This is a genomic window from Methylobacterium terrae (assembly GCF_003173755.1).
GTDB classification, from domain to species: domain Bacteria; phylum Pseudomonadota; class Alphaproteobacteria; order Rhizobiales; family Beijerinckiaceae; genus Methylobacterium; species Methylobacterium terrae.
In genome coordinates, this window is sequence record NZ_CP029553.1 from 1,988,604 (window position 1) to 2,002,403 (window position 13,800).

At 72.9% G+C, this 13,800-nt stretch carries 12 protein-coding genes; 6 read left to right on the plus strand and 6 right to left on the minus strand.

Annotated elements, in window-relative coordinates; all coding sequences use genetic code 11:
* Window positions 1–175 precede the first annotated feature (175 nt).
* Window positions 176–346: a hypothetical protein gene (locus DK419_RS29025; protein WP_167450832.1), complete on the plus strand. Its 171-nt coding sequence runs from the start codon at window positions 176–178 to the stop codon at window positions 344–346.
* A gap of 22 nt (window positions 347–368) precedes the next feature.
* On the opposite strand, the gene der is transcribed toward DK419_RS29025, so the two are convergent.
* The 3 genes from der to DK419_RS08945 all read right to left on the minus strand — a co-directional run bounded on the left by der (window position 369) and on the right by DK419_RS08945 (window position 3,367).
* On the minus strand, window positions 369–1,712 hold the full coding sequence (der, locus tag DK419_RS08935) for a ribosome biogenesis GTPase Der (protein WP_109958771.1): 1,344 nt from the start codon (window positions 1,710–1,712) through the stop codon (window positions 369–371).
* A gap of 101 nt (window positions 1,713–1,813) precedes the next feature.
* Complete coding sequence (locus DK419_RS08940; protein WP_167450860.1) at window positions 1,814–2,602, minus strand: tetratricopeptide repeat protein; 789 nt, start codon at window positions 2,600–2,602, stop codon at window positions 1,814–1,816.
* Window positions 2,603–2,773: 171 nt separating this feature from the next.
* Window positions 2,774–3,367 carry an NnrU family protein gene (locus DK419_RS08945; RefSeq protein WP_109958773.1) on the minus strand — a complete coding sequence of 198 codons (594 nt, stop codon included), beginning with the start codon at window positions 3,365–3,367 and terminating at the stop codon, window positions 2,774–2,776.
* Window positions 3,368–3,467: 100 nt separating this feature from the next.
* Between DK419_RS08945 and DK419_RS08950 the strand changes: the two genes are divergently transcribed.
* Both DK419_RS08950 and DK419_RS08955 read left to right on the plus strand, forming a co-directional pair.
* Window positions 3,468–4,682 carry a hypothetical protein gene (locus DK419_RS08950; protein WP_245442876.1) on the plus strand — a complete coding sequence of 405 codons (1,215 nt, stop codon included), beginning with the start codon at window positions 3,468–3,470 and terminating at the stop codon, window positions 4,680–4,682.
* A 198-nt stretch (window positions 4,683–4,880) separates the two neighbouring features.
* Complete coding sequence (locus DK419_RS08955; protein WP_109958774.1) at window positions 4,881–5,474, plus strand: COG3904 family protein; 594 nt, start codon at window positions 4,881–4,883, stop codon at window positions 5,472–5,474.
* Window positions 5,475–5,592: 118 nt separating this feature from the next.
* On the opposite strand, the gene DK419_RS08960 is transcribed toward DK419_RS08955, so the two are convergent.
* The gene (locus tag DK419_RS08960; RefSeq protein WP_109958775.1) at window positions 5,593–6,576 is read right to left on the minus strand and encodes a Hint domain-containing protein; all 984 of its coding nucleotides are present in this window, start codon (window positions 6,574–6,576) and stop codon (window positions 5,593–5,595) included.
* Between the two features lie 628 nt (window positions 6,577–7,204).
* Here DK419_RS08960 and DK419_RS08965 point away from each other — a divergent pair.
* Window positions 7,205–8,578 (plus strand): globin-coupled sensor protein, encoded by a 1,374-nt coding sequence (locus DK419_RS08965; RefSeq protein ID WP_109958776.1) that lies wholly within the window; start codon window positions 7,205–7,207, stop codon window positions 8,576–8,578.
* A 116-nt stretch (window positions 8,579–8,694) separates the two neighbouring features.
* On the opposite strand, the gene DK419_RS29385 is transcribed toward DK419_RS08965, so the two are convergent.
* On the minus strand, window positions 8,695–9,333 hold the full coding sequence (locus tag DK419_RS29385) for a hypothetical protein (RefSeq protein ID WP_245442877.1): 639 nt from the start codon (window positions 9,331–9,333) through the stop codon (window positions 8,695–8,697).
* 120 nt (window positions 9,334–9,453) lie between these two features.
* Window positions 9,454–10,290: an IclR family transcriptional regulator gene (locus tag DK419_RS08975; RefSeq protein ID WP_162561174.1), complete on the minus strand. Its 837-nt coding sequence runs from the start codon at window positions 10,288–10,290 to the stop codon at window positions 9,454–9,456.
* Window positions 10,291–10,424: 134 nt separating this feature from the next.
* On the opposite strand from DK419_RS08975, the gene DK419_RS08980 reads away from it, so the two are divergent.
* Together DK419_RS08980 and DK419_RS08985 are read left to right on the plus strand one after the other, a co-directional pair.
* Complete coding sequence (locus DK419_RS08980) at window positions 10,425–11,642, plus strand: ABC transporter substrate-binding protein (protein ID WP_109958778.1); 1,218 nt, start codon at window positions 10,425–10,427, stop codon at window positions 11,640–11,642.
* Window positions 11,629–13,731 (plus strand): acetate--CoA ligase family protein, encoded by a 2,103-nt coding sequence (locus DK419_RS08985; protein WP_109958779.1) that lies wholly within the window; start codon window positions 11,629–11,631, stop codon window positions 13,729–13,731. The genes DK419_RS08980 and DK419_RS08985 overlap by 14 nt, the downstream gene beginning before the upstream one ends.
* Window positions 13,732–13,800 lie beyond the last annotated feature (69 nt).

The following is a 13,800-nucleotide window of genomic DNA, read 5'->3' on the forward strand; positions in this document are numbered from 1 at the left end:
GAGCCTTCCCCGGTCGGACTCGACGGGTCATCGGCCGCGCTCGGTCGACGGCACTCCGCGTCGCCTGCACGATATCGCCTGCCGCTGGGTCATTGGCGGTCGCCAAGGCAGTCGCCAATTCCCGGCGGACGCGGTAAACGCGTTCGTAACCAGTCAGAACGGGGGCTGTCAGGCCATGAGCGAATCCACCGACCGGTTCAAGCGCGCGCCCAAGCGCAAACCTGCGCAGGCGCGCACCCTCACGGTCTCGCCCGAGGCCAAGGCCGCCTACGAGAAGCTGATCCGCGAGAAGGAGGAGCGCGAGACCTACGCCCGCAACCTCCCCGCCGACCAGAAGCCGCGCTGACACCCGGTCCCCACGCCCGGCCCTACTCCTTGTCGAACGGGTTCTTCGAGGTCCGGAGCGACAGGCGGATCGGCACGCCCGGCAGCTCGAAAGCCTCGCGCAGGCTGTTGACGAGGTAGCGGGTGTAGGATTTCGGCAGCGCGTCGAGCTGGTTGCCGAACAGGGCGAAGTGCGGCGGGCGCGACTTCACCTGGGTGGCGTAGCGGATCTTGATGCGCCGGCCGGACACCGCCGGCGGCGGGTTGGCCTGCGTCGCCTCGCCGAGCCACTGGTTGATCTTGGCGGTCGAGACGCGGCGGTTCCAGACCTCGGCGGTCGAGACCACGGCGTGCATCAGCCGGTCGATGCCCTCGCCGGCGAGCCCCGAGAGCGGCACCACCGCCGCGCCCCGCACCTGCGGCAGCAGGCGGGTCGCCTTCTCCTTGAGCTCCTTCAGGAGCCCGGGCTGGTCGGCGACGAGGTCCCACTTGTTGAGGCCGATGACGAGGGCGCGTCCCTCCGACTCGACGAGGTCGACGATGGTGAGGTCCTGCTTCTCGAACGGGATCGTGGCGTCGAGGAGCACCACCACCACCTCGGCGAAGCGCACCGCCCGCAAGCCGTCGGAGACCGCGAGCTTCTCGAGCTTGTCGTCGACCCGGGCGCGCCGGCGCATCCCGGCGGTGTCGTGCAGCTTGATCCGGCGGCCGCGCCACTCCCAGTCGAGCGAGATCGAATCGCGGGTGATGCCGGCCTCGGGCCCGACCAGCAGCCGGTCCTCGCCGAGCATCCGGTTGATCAGCGTCGACTTGCCGGCATTCGGGCGGCCGACGATCGCGACCTTGAGCGGCTTGCCCTCGCCGCCCTCCTCGTCGTCCTCGTCGTCGGGCTCCGGCAGCACGGCCTCGAGCGCGTCGAGGAGATCGCCCAGGCCCTCGCCGTGCTCGGCCGAGACCGGCACCGGATCGCCGAGGCCCAGCGCGAAGGCCTCGTAGGCGCCGGCCATCCCGGCCCCGCCCTCGGCCTTGTTGGCGAGCAGGATGACGGGCTTGTCGGCGCGGCGGACCAGCTCGGCGAAGGGCTGGTCGGCCGGCAGCAGGCCGGCGCGGGCGTCGATCACGAACAGGACCGCGTCGGCCTCGGCGATGGCGGCCTCGGTCTGGGCCCGCATGCGGCCGGCGAGCGAATCGGCCTCGGCCTCCTCGAGGCCGGCGGTGTCGAGGATGCGGAAGCGCAGGTGGCCGAGGCGCACCTCGCCCTCGCGCCGGTCGCGGGTCACGCCCGGGCGGTCGTCGACGAGGGCGAGCTTGCGGCCGACGAGGCGGTTGAACAGCGTCGACTTGCCGACGTTGGGACGCCCGACGATCGCGACGATGGGCATCGACATGGAGGTCTTCCTGAACATAGCAGCGGGCGGGCACGCCGCGAGGCGCGCCGCCCTGTTCGACATGATGCGGGACGGAACCGTCCCGCGCTACGGGGATCTGTCTAGCGCGTCGCCTCGGGGGCCGGAGTCTCGGGGGCCGGGGCTTCCTCGTGGGGCTCCGTCCGGGGCGCGGGCATTCCGAGGAGGGACGGCGGGGGCGGCGCGGCCGGCGCCTGGGGCGCCGCCTCGGTCACCCGGACGGGACCGCCGGCCACCAGGCCGACATAGATCTCGAGCCGCTGGCGCAGGCCCGCCGGGGTCTCGCGGTCGGCGGCGATCTGGTCGAACCAGCGCCCGGCGCCCTCGTAGTCGCCCTTCCTGAGCGCGACGAGGCCCAGCGTCTCGCGGGCGGTGTGGCGGAAGGCGCTCGACGGGGCGGCGAGGCTCTGGAGCGCGTTGAGCGCGCCCGCATCGTCCTTGTCGACGAGGAGCAGCGCGCCGCGCAGGCGGGCGAGGTCGCGAAGGGCCGGACCCACCGCATTGTCGTCGGCGATGGCCGCGTAGGCCTTGGCGCCGGCCGCCGGGTCGGCCTTGCCGGATTCCGCGGCGGCGCGCAGGCGCGCCAGCAGCCGGTAGCCGAACGGCGCCTCGGCGGCGACGCCCGCGAAGGCCTTCTCGGCATCCTCCGGCGTGCCGTCCTTGGCGCGGCGCAGGGCCTCCTCGAAGCGCAGGCTCGCGGCTTCCGCCTGCTGGGCTTGCGCGTGCTGCCAGTAGCGCCAGCCGCCGACGCCCAGCACCACCAGCACCGCGAGACCGATGAACACGCCGCTGTAGCGCGACCAGATCTGGGCCAGGCGGTCGCGCCGGTACTCGTCGTTGACCTCGCGGATGAACTCGTTCTCGCTCATGATCTTCTTGGCTCGATCTCTTGGCTCGCCGCCACCAGTGAGCCGGTCGGCTCTTCGCCGCGACCGTGCGACAGGGCCGGTCGCGTAGCACAGTCCCGGCGGGAAGTCAGGCCTGCCCGGCGGCAAGTCGGGCCTGCCCGCCGGCGGGAAGTCGGGCCTGGCGCGCGATCGCGCTCAGGCCTGGCCCGGCCAGACCGCGACGCCGATGAGCCAGGGGTGCAGCACCCGGGCGAAGACGAACCAGGCCGCGACGCCGATCACCACCGCGAGCGCGTCGTTGCGCCACCCTGCGGGCGCGACGGCGGGGCCGCCATGCGGCTTCACCTCGTCGCGGCGCTTGGCGCTGATCCGGGCCATCACCGCCCAGGCCAGGATCGCCCCGAACAGGATCATCGAGCCGAGGTCGCCGTTGGCGAGGAGGTGCGCGGTGGCCCAGATCTTCACGCCGAGCAGCATCGGGTGCTTGAGCCGCGCCTTGATCCGGCCGGGCAGGTAGGCGGCGACGAAGCTGATGAAGGCGAGGAGCACCAGCAGCAGGGCGAGGTGGCGCGTCCAGACCGGCGGCGACCACACCTCGATGTAGCCGTGCGCCCGGTACTGGCCGTAGCCGATCCCGGTGACGACGAGGCCGAGGAGCGCGACCAGGGAGTAGCCGACCTTGTAGGGCCCCTCCCCCACCCGCGCGATCAGGGCGGCGCGGGGCGCGCGCGCCATCGTGAAGGCGTGGGTGCCGAGAAACAGCACGAGGCCGGCGATCATGAGCAGCATCGGGGGAAACCCTCGGGGATGGCGGCCGGATTCGCGGAAACCCGCAAGCAAGCCTCAAGCACTCTGGAGCAGGCTCCGCGGCCAAGTCCAGGGATGCCGCATGCTCCTCCGCCTCCTCATCGCGTGTCTCTGCGTCGCGGCCGTGACGGCAGCCGGGGCCAGGGAATCGCCGCTCAAGGAATCGCCACCCACGGATCCGCCGCGCAGGGAAACGCCACGCAGGGAACCGCCGCTCTCGGCCCTGACCCTCGTCGGCCCGGCCCGCACGGTGTTCAAGGCCGGCCGCGACGCCTGCGACGGGCACGACGTGCCGGACGCCCCCGCCCGCGCCTTCCGCGAGGCCGATGGCGGGATCGCGCTGTTCGGGATGCACTACCGCAACCGCGCCTTCCGCGGCCGCGACTTCGACAGCCTGAAGCTCGATTGCCGCGTCGTGCTCGATTCCGCCTTCAAGCCGGAGCCCGAGGCCTTCGACGACCGCTCCTGGATCGCCGCCACCTGGACCGAGGACGGCCGGACGGTCGAGGCCCTGCTGCACGAGGAGTACCACGCCGACGACTACGGCCGCTGCCGCACCAAGGGCGCGCTCGCCTGCTGGTACAACGCGGTGCTGGCCGCACGCTCGCCCGATGGCGGGCGCAGCTTCACCCGCGCGAGCCCGCCGACCGTGGTCGCGGCGGTCCCGTTCCGCCAGGAGGTCGAGCAGGGCCGCCACCGCGGCTTCTTCAATCCCTCGAACATCTTTTCCGACGGGCGCCACCGCTACTTCTACGCCTCGACCACCGGCTGGGCCGGCCAGCCCTTCGGCGTCTGCCTGTTCCGCAGCGACGACGTGTCGGATCCCGCACGCTGGCGCGCCTTCGACGGACGGGATTTCTCCGCCCGCTTCCCCAACCCCTACCTCAAGGGCGCGAAGCCGACCGGCTCCTGCGCCCCGGTGGCGCCGTTCCCGGCCCCGGTCGGCTCGGTGAGCCGCCACCGCGGCACCGGCGCCTGGATCGCGGTGTTCCAGGCCGCCGCCGGCGGCGTCTTCCCCCGCCCCGGGATCTACTGGAGCACGTCGCGCAACCTCACGACCTGGGACGCGCCGCGCCTCCTCATCGCCGGGCCGACGCTCTACGACGATCCCTGCACCTCGGGCGGGGAACTCGTCAGCTACCCCTCCCTCGTCGACCCCGCCGCGCCCGGCCGCAACTTCGACACCGTCGGCGACACCGCGACGCTGTTCTACGTGACGTTGAAGACCAAGGGCTGCGAGGTCACCTCCGACCGCGACCTCGTGCGGCGGCCGGTGGCGGTCAAGGTGTGGCCGTGAGGGGGTACGGACGAGAAAAACATGGAAACAGATACGTGTTCATCATCCGCCCGTAGCCCGCCGGCGAGATCGAAAGATCAGTGAGGGCGGACAAGCGTCGACGCGACGAAACCAAGTCGAACCGGTCACGAGACCTCTGGCCTTCCGCCTCACGCTGCGTCACGATGCCGTCGGGATAGAGCGAGGGGGGGGACGGCGATGCGGTGGCGCGTTCTGGCATTCGTGGCGGCGAGCTTGGTCGCGGGCGCCGGTCCCTCCCGGGCGATGAGCATCTCGGAGAGCGGCGACCAGGTCGTCCTCGTGGGCGCGATCGTGCCGGGCGACGGCGAGGCCTTCGCCCGCTTCCTCGCCGGACCGCACGCCCGGGCGCCGCGGGTCGTCTACCTCGACAGCGGCGGCGGCAAGGTGCTGGAGGGCGTCGCCATCGGCCGGGCGATCCGCCGCGCCGGCCTCGTCACGGCGGTCGATGCCCACGCGGCGCGCTGCGACAGCGCCTGCACGCTGATCTTCGCCGGCGGCGTGCGGCGCCATTACGTCCACGGCGAGGACGTGTACGAGGGGATGTCCGGCCGCTCCGGCCTCGGCTTCCACACGGCGCATCGCCCGGGCAACCGGGTCGAGGCCAACACGCTCAACGAGCGCGGCACCGACACCATGCGCCGGTTCTACGCCGAGATGGGCCAGCCCGGCGCCGCGACGCTCGTCGACAAGGCGGCGTTCAACAGCCTCTATCGCCCCTCCGGCAGCACCGCGCTCGACCTCGGCATCGCCACGAGCCTGCAGGCGCCCTGAACGCAAGATGCCCTGAACGCAAGATGCCCTGGGACCGGCATGCCCGGGCGAAGAGCCCGGGCGGATGCCGAGGCTAGCGCGCCGGGCCGCGTGGCCCGGCTCGGTCGCGCATTCGGCCTCAGGCGGCGATCCAGGTAAAGTGCGCGGCCTCGTCCCAGGCGCAAGCCTCGCCCAGAGCCGCCGCGAACACGCCCGACAGGCGCGCCCGCTCGGCCTCGACCACCGGCCCGTCGACCGCCACCGGCCGGCAGCGGGCGGCGAGACCCGGCACGACGAAGTCGGGGTTGTGGAGCGCGTGATCGGAGCCTTCGGTGAAGAACGGCCGGTCGCCCCAGTCGAGATAGCTCTCGGCGGGAAGCCCCTCGGCGAGCAAGATGTCGTGGCTGTCGAGCTCGACGTGCCAGTAGGTGACGGCCGCCACCGGCTCGCGGGCGATGGTGGTGCCGTTGATCAGGCACATGACCGGCACGAGGTGGCCGCCCGCGCCGTCGGCGTCAGTGCCGACGAGGACGGGGTGGCCGGGGGAGAGGCGGAGATCCCGGGTGGGCAAGCCGGCCCCGAAGGCGCCGGCGCGGATGCGGATCGGCTGCTGGTCGTGCGGCAGGAGCGGCCCGGCGGCCGCGATGGCGCGACGCCCGATCCAGACGATCGGACGAAGGGCGCCGGAGGCGGTGACGGCGCGGTCGCCGACCCGCAGGTCCTCGACGGCGACCTCGCCGCGGGCGGTGCGGATCAGGGTGCCGGTCGTGAAGCACACCGGCGCGTAGTCGGTCGGCGTGTTGTTGCCGTCGAAGGTGACGCGCTGGCGCGCGGCGAGCTCCGTGTTCGACAGGACGTACCGAATGGTGGGGCTGGTCGGGCTGTTCGTGAACTGGATCATGCCCGGCGAGTCGTACTGCGTCGCGTACAACGTCTTGGTCGTGGAGGTGCTCTCCGCCGGGAAGATCCCGGTCGCCTGCACGGTGTCGCCGGCCTTGGTGACCGTGCCGGTCACCGTGATGTTCGAGGCCGACACGTCGTCGATGCCGAAACCGGCCGAGGGGGCCCCGTCATCCGAGCCGACGAAACGCGGCCCGTACACGGTATTGTTGAAGACCGGCATCGCAACACACTCCCCGTTTCGTCGTGACTTGATCTGAGGGCCGAACAAACGACGGACGCGCATCCGCGCGCCGCCAAGGCCCGCCGCCCGCTGCTTCTCGGCAGCCGTAGGGGCGACCGTGCCCAGGTTAAGCACACGGATGGGCATGGCGGCAGCCTGACTTACGGGCAGGATCGCTCGTTTCCAGTGGTATGTGGTTTTATTGCTACGATATTGCCGAACTGCCCATCACGGCTTCTGGCGAAAACATCAGAACAGGTGGCAACGACGTTGCCAACTCTTCCTGACTACGTTGCCGAATCGTCCCGAACCGATCGTCGCGCGGGTCGCCGCGGCCGTTCCTCTCCCGATTCCTGGAGGCCGGGCCTGCGCCGATACCGTGCGCGCTTCACGGATGCACGGGCTTTGCCCGGCGTCCCGCGCCGGCGGCCCGGCACGGGCGGCCGCCTTGCGGGTCCGGCGCGTCGTTCTCGCGGGGAAGAGACAACCCGGACCGGGCGCGCCCGCGGCGTGGCGACCGGCAATCCCCCGACAGTCCAAACCGCTTAGCGGTCAAACCGATCGCCGGTAACCGAAAATTATCAGACTGCTCGCATCAGTTGTGTACCTGGATAGGTGCAACTGAACCATGGATCAGACGGTCGTCACCGCCGCGCAGAGCCGGCGCTTCGCCACCTTCGGCCTGACGGACGACGATCGCGACCGTCTGCACGGCCTCGCGGACTTCGCGCGCGAGCGCCTGCCGGGGCTCCTCGCCGAGTGGAACGCCCGCTTCGGGGAGTGGCCGGAGATCCAGGCGACCCTGCGCGACCCGGAGGTGCACGAGGCCCGGGTCGCCCACTGGGTGCGGGTCGTGAGCGGCGATTTCGGCCCGGACTTCACGGCCTCGGCCGAGCGCCTGGCCTCGGTGTTCTACGACCGGGGCGTGCCGGGCTACGCGGTGGCGATCTGCCACGCCACGGTGACGGCGGGGCTCGCCGACGCCCTCGGCCTCGCCGGCCCGCGCCGCGGCAGGTTTTTCGGGGCGAAACTCCTCGGGGCCAAACCCCTCGGGGCCGGCTCCCGGGCCGCCCTCCACGGCGCCCTCACCCGGGCGGCCTGGCTCGACCTCGAGGTGCTGCTCGAGACCTACGCGGCGGCCGAGCAGGCGAGCCGGCGGCGCACCACCGCCGCCCTGGCGCAGGCCTTCGAGGACAGGGTGCTGGCGGCGATCGGCGCGGTCGCCGAGCAGGCGCACGGCCTCGACGGCACCGTCGCGGCCCTGTCGCGCAACGCCGCCCGCTCGACGGAAGCCGCCACCGCGGTGGCGGCGGCGGTGGTCGAGGCCTCGGCCGGGACCGGGCAGGTGGCGATGTCCGCCGAGCAGCTGCGCGCGGCCATCGCGGAGATCGCCGGCGAGGTCGGCCGCTCGCACGCCGTGGCGGAGGAGGCGGTGGCGCAGTCCGACGCGGTGGCGGGGCGGGTCTCGTCGCTGGCCGAGTCGGTCGGCCAGGTCGGCCAGGTGGTGACGCTGATCACCGACATCGCCGCCCAGACCAACCTGCTCGCCCTCAACGCCACGATCGAGGCTTCCCGCGCCGGCGCGGCCGGCCGCGGCTTCGCGGTGGTCGCCGCGGAGGTGAAGGCCCTCGCCCAGCAGACCGCCCGGGCGACCGGCACCATCGCCGGGCAGATCGAGGGGATGCGGGCGGCGGCCGGCGGCTCGGTCGAGGCCATCGCCCGCATCCGCGAGACGATCGGCCGGATCAGCGAGAGCAGCGCGATGATCAGCGCCGCGGTCGAGGAGCAGAGCGCGGCCACCGCCGAGATCGCCCGCAGCACCCGCGACGTCAGCGCCGGCACCGACGAGGTCGCCCGCCTGATCGACCGCGTGCGCGAGGATGCCGGCGGGACCGCCGAGGTGGCGGCCCGCGTCACCGGCACCACCCGCGACCTCGGGCGCCAGGCGGAGGCAATGAGCGCGGCGGTGGGCGCGTTCCTGGGGGAGATCCGGGCGGCCTGAGGCGGGCGCCGGACGATTCTCGGCGCGCGGCGCGCCGGTTCCTCCTCGCCCCAGCGCGCGTCGCGCGCCAAGCCCTCCTCGCCTCAGCGCGCGTCGCGCGCCAAGCCCTCCTCGCCTCAGCGCGCGTCGCGCGCCAAGCCCTCCTCGATCGCGGCGGCGAGGTCGGCCTCCGCCATCCCGCGCCAGTCCTGCGCCAGGGTCAGGCGCACCGCGTGCGCGCCGCCCGAGGGCGTGCAGACCACCGCCCGGCGGTCCTTGCCGGCGAGCTTGTCCTTGGCCGCCTCCGGCATGTCGGCCAGCGCCTCGATGCAGGCCCAGGCGATGCCGTCGCGGGTGGTCACGTCGCGCTGCTCGGTCATGGTGTCGTCGGTCCTCCGGTCTTGCTCAAGGTGAGGGCGGCTCGGTGAGGGCGTCTTGGTACGGGCGGCTTGCGCGAGGAGCCGCGCCAGGGTGCCGGGATCGACGTAGGCGAGGTGGACGCGCACCACCGGGCGCCCTCGGACGGCATTTGCCGCCGCGAAGGTCCGAGGCTCGGCGGCCGTCAGCATCGCGCGCTCGTCCTCCCCGATCGGCATCACCAGCGACACCCCGTCCTCCGCCAGCCAGGCGAGCCGCCGCCGTCCGATCCGGAAGACCGGGCCGGACGCGCCAGCGTGCTCGGCGACGCCCGGCACCGCGCGGGCCGCCCGGCGGGCAACCTCGAACCAGGGCGAGGGTTTCCTGGGCGGGATCGCGGGGCGGGGCTTGCGGCGCATCTCCCTGCAACGCGCGTCATCAGGCAACGCGTTCAGAGAACCGGACCGCCCCGGTCGCCGGCACCGGCGGCGTCATCGGCAGGGCGCTCAGGGAGTCGCCCGGGGCGATCGCGATCGACCTCACCGCCGCCGCCGCGCCGCCGGCGCCTCCACCACCCCGAACATCGCCGGCTGCGCCGTCTCGACCAGCCCGCGCAAGCTAAGGCCCAGCGCCTCCAGCCGCTCCTCGCCGAGCTGCCCCTGGAACAGGTGCGCCGCCACCACGAGGCGCGGGCGGCCGGTACGGTCGCACAGGGCGCTCGCGACCGAGGTGACGCCGCGGATGAGGTGGCCGATATCGAGGGCGTAGCCGCGCTCGACGCCGGCCTCGACCTCGGTGAGGTAAGTCTCGAACGGCACCGGCACGTGCCAGCGGATCGTTCCGAAGCGGGTCCGCAGGGTGGCGCGCGGCAGCCCGCCGGCGGCGTGTCCGGCGGCGGCCACCGCGCGGCCGATCGCGCCGGCATAGGCGGGGATGCGGGTGGCGAGGCGGAACTCGATGTGGATGCCGCTCGCCGGGACGATCCGGCCGAGGAGCAGCGCCTTGTCGTCGGGCGCCACCTGCCAGACGCTCGTCGTCGCCTCGAACTCCGTCGCCACCTGCTGCAGCCCGGGCTGCAGCAGCTCGACGTCCGAGCGGTTGAGGAGCGGGCGCGCCACCTCGAGCAGGCCGAGGCCGAGCCGGTAGGTCTTGGTGTCCGGCGCCAGGGTGACGAAGCCCTCGTGCACCAGGGTGCGCAGGATGTTGAGCGTGGTCGAGGGGCTGACGCCCGCGGCCCGCGCGATCGCCGTGACCCCGAGCGCGTCCCGCGCGCCCGCCACAGCCCGCAGGATCGCGGCGGCCTGCGTCACGGCGCCGACCTCGCGGCCGACCTCCATCACCGCCCGGTCGCCCTCGGCCTCGGACCTCTGCCCCACACCCACCCCCTGGAGCCTTTGCCCCTTGCCGACCGGATCGTTTACGGTTCAGAATAGCGTTCAGCCGGCGGAATGGACAAGGCCATCCGCGCGAGGCCCGGGAAACGGGCCCGATGACCACGGGGAGGACCAGGATGGCACGAACCCGACGAGCCCTGGCGGCGCGCTGCCTGGGCGCGATGCTGGCATGGCTGGGCGCGACCGCGGCGCGGGCCGACGGCGACGTGCTCCGGATCGGCATCATCACCGACATGAGCGGCCAGTACAGCGAGGGCAACGGCGAGGGCTCGGTGGCCGCCGCCCGCCTCGCGGTCGAGGATTTCGGCCCGACGGTGCTCGGCAGGCGCATCGAGATCATCTCGGCCGACCACCAGAACAAGCCCGACATCGCCTCGACCATCGTGCGCAACTGGCTCGACACCAAGGGCGTCGACGTGGTGGCGGAGGGCGTGAACTCGGCGGTGGCGCTCGCGGTCCAGGCGGTGACCCGCGAGCGCGACAAGATCTTCCTGATCTCGGGGGCCGGCTCGTCCGACCTCACCGGCAAGTCGTGCTCGCCGACGAGCGTGCAATGGACCTACGACACCTACGCCTCGTCGAACTCGACCGCCAAGGCCCTGGTCGCCCGCGGGGCGAAGTCCTGGTACTTCCTGACCGCCGATTACGCCTTCGGCCACGCGCTGGAGCGCGACGCGTCCCGGGCGGTCGAGGCGGCGGGCGGCACGATCGTCGGCAAGGTCCGTCACCCGTTCAACAATCCCGACTTCTCGTCCTTCCTGCTCCAGGCCCAGGCCTCGCCCGCCCAGGTGGTGGCGCTCGCCAATGCCGGCAGCGACTTCGCCAACGCGATCAAGCAGGCGCACGAATTCGGCCTGTCCCAGTCGGACAAGATCATGGCGGCGCTGCAGGTCACGCTGACCGATTCGGCGTCGCTCGGCCTCGAGGTGGTGCAGGGAGCCCTCTTCACCGACAGCTTCTACTGGGACCGCACGCCGGAGACCCGCGCCTATGCCAAGCGGTTCTACGCCCTGCGCAAGGCGATGCCGACCGCCTACCAGGCCGGCGTGACCTCGGCGATCACCCACTACCTCAAGGCGGTACAGGCCGCCGGCACCACCGATTCCGCCGCCGTGATGGCCAAGATGCGCGAGACCCCGGTCAACGACTTCTTCGCGCAGGGCGGCAAGGTCCGGGCCGACGGCCGCATGGTCCACGACATGTACCTGATGCGGTTCAAGAAGCCGTCGCAATCGACGGGGAAGTGGGACCTCTACGAGCTCGTCGCCACGGTCCCGGGCGACGAGGCGTTCCGGCCGCTCGGCGAAGGCGGGTGCCCGCATGTCAAGAACTAACGTCGCCGACCTCTCTCCCCTGGTCCGGCCCGGCTCGGTCGCGATCATCGGCGCCTCCGCCGACCCGACCCGCATCGGCGGCCGGCCGATCGCCTACATGCTGCGCGCCGGCTTCCAGGGCGCGATCCTGCCGGTGAACCCGAACCGGGCCGAGGTGCAGGGCCTTCCCTGCTACCCCTCCGTCGCCGCCCTGCCGCAGGCGCCGGACGTGGCGGTGATCGCGGTGCCGGGCGCCGCCGCCCTCCAGGCGGTGGACGCGCTCGGGGCCCGCGGCACCCGCTTCGCCGTGATGTTCACGGCCGGCTACGCCGAGGTGGACGCGGCCGGGGCCGAGAGCCAAGCCGCCCTCGTCGCCACCGCGCGGCGGCACGGGATGCGGCTCCTGGGACCCAACTGCCTCGGCCTGTTCAACGCGGCGACCGGCTTCTACCCGATCTTCTCCGCCTCGCTGGAGGGCGGCCTGCCGCTGCCGGGGCGAATCGGCATCGCCAGCCAGTCGGGCGCCTACGGCACCCACCTGTTCACCGCCTGCCGCAACCGCACCATCGGCACCGCGATGCTGGTCACCACCGGCAACGAGGCCGACCTCTCGGTCGCCGACGCGATCGGCTGGATGACCCGGGACGACGACCTCGACGTGATCATGGCCTACGTCGAGGGCGTCTCGGCCGGACCGGCCTTCGCGGGGGCGCTCGCGGCGGCGCGGCGGGCGAGGAAGCCCGTGATCGTGATGAAGGTCGGGCGCAGCGCGATCGGCAGCGCGGCGGCGCAGTCGCACACCGCCTCGATCGCCGGCAACGACGCGATCTTCTCCGCGGTGCTGGCCGAGCACGGCGCGATCCGGGCCCGCTCGACGGAGGAACTGATCGACGTCGCCTACGCGGCGACCCGGCGGATCTACCCGGTGCCGAACACCCTCGGGGTCATCACCATCTCAGGCGGCGCCGGAGTGCTGATCTCGGACGCCGCCGAGGCCGCGGGCCTCCCGATGCCCGAGATGCCGGCGGAGGCGCAAAGCCGCCTGAAGGCGGTCCTGCCCTTCGCCTCGCCCCGCAACCCGGTCGATTGCACCGCGCAGGCCTTCAACGACCTGTCGCTGATCGGCCGCTTCACCGAATCGATGATCGCCGACGGGGGCTATTCCTCGATCCTCGCCTTCTTCACCCAGATCGGCGGCGCGCCCAGCATGGCGCCGGCGATCCGCGCCCAGCTCAACGCCGTCAAGGCGCGCCACCCCGACCGGCTCTACGCCCTCTCGGTGCTGGCCTCCGAGGAGCGCAACCGCGAATACGAGGCCGACGGCTACCTGCTCTACGAGGACCCGGCCCGGGCGGTGGTGGCGCTCGAGGCGATGGGGCGCTTCGGGACGAGCTTCTCGGAGCCCGAGCCGGCCGCGCCGCCGGTGAGGGAGGCGGTCGCGCTGCCGGAGGCGACCCCGAGCGAGGCCGAGGCGAAGCGCCTGCTGGCCTCCGCCGGCATCGCGACGGTGCCGGAGGCCGTCTGCACGGACGAGACGGCGGCGGTCGCGGCGGCCGAGGCGTTCGGCTTCCCGGTCGTGATGAAGATCCTGTCGCCGGACATCCTGCACAAGACCGAGATCGGCGGCGTGCTGCTCGACGTGGCGGATGCCGAGGCGGTCCGGCGCGGCTACGCCACGCTGCTCGAGCGCGCCGCCCGCCACGCGCCGTCGGCCCGGATCGAGGGCGTGCTGGTGGCGCGCCAGGTCAAGGGCGCGGTCGAGTGCATCCTCGGCATCCAGCAGGACCCGGTCTTCGGCCCGGTGGCGATGGTCGGCCTCGGCGGGGTCTTCGTGGAAGTCCTGCGCGACGTGGTCTTCCGCCGCTGCCCGTTCGGCGAGGACGTGGCCGAGGCGATGATCCGCTCGATCAAGGCGGCGCCGCTCCTCACCGGCGCCCGCGGCCGGCCGCCCTGCGATATCGCAGGCCTCGCCCGGATGCTGTCGCGCCTCTCGGTGCTCGCCGCGGCGGCGGGGCCGCGCCTGCGCTCCATCGACCTCAACCCGGTCTTCGCCCTGCCGGAGGGCGCCTTCGCGGCCGATGCGGTGATCGAGGTGGGGGAGGCGGAGTGATGGTGAGTCGGATGAGCGGCTTCGGGGCGAAGCTCCTGACCTCTCCCCCCTCTGCGGGGGAGGGTTCAG

Coding starts and splice junctions, on each gene's coding strand:
- DK419_RS29025 (WP_167450832.1), top strand. CDS start 176: ATGAGCGAATCCACCGACCGGTTCAAGCGCGCGCCCAAGCGCAAACCT.
- der (WP_109958771.1), bottom strand. CDS start 1,712: ATGTCGATGCCCATCGTCGCGATCGTCGGGCGTCCCAACGTCGGCAAG.
- DK419_RS08945 (WP_109958773.1), bottom strand. CDS start 3,367: ATGCTGCTCATGATCGCCGGCCTCGTGCTGTTTCTCGGCACCCACGCC.
- DK419_RS08950 (WP_245442876.1), top strand. CDS start 3,468: ATGCTCCTCCGCCTCCTCATCGCGTGTCTCTGCGTCGCGGCCGTGACG.
- DK419_RS08955 (WP_109958774.1), top strand. CDS start 4,881: ATGCGGTGGCGCGTTCTGGCATTCGTGGCGGCGAGCTTGGTCGCGGGC.
- DK419_RS08960 (WP_109958775.1), bottom strand. CDS start 6,576: ATGCCGGTCTTCAACAATACCGTGTACGGGCCGCGTTTCGTCGGCTCG.
- DK419_RS08965 (WP_109958776.1), top strand. CDS start 7,205: ATGGATCAGACGGTCGTCACCGCCGCGCAGAGCCGGCGCTTCGCCACC.
- DK419_RS29385 (WP_245442877.1), bottom strand. CDS start 9,333: ATGCGCCGCAAGCCCCGCCCCGCGATCCCGCCCAGGAAACCCTCGCCC.
- DK419_RS08980 (WP_109958778.1), top strand. CDS start 10,425: ATGGCACGAACCCGACGAGCCCTGGCGGCGCGCTGCCTGGGCGCGATG.
- DK419_RS08985 (WP_109958779.1), top strand. CDS start 11,629: ATGTCAAGAACTAACGTCGCCGACCTCTCTCCCCTGGTCCGGCCCGGC.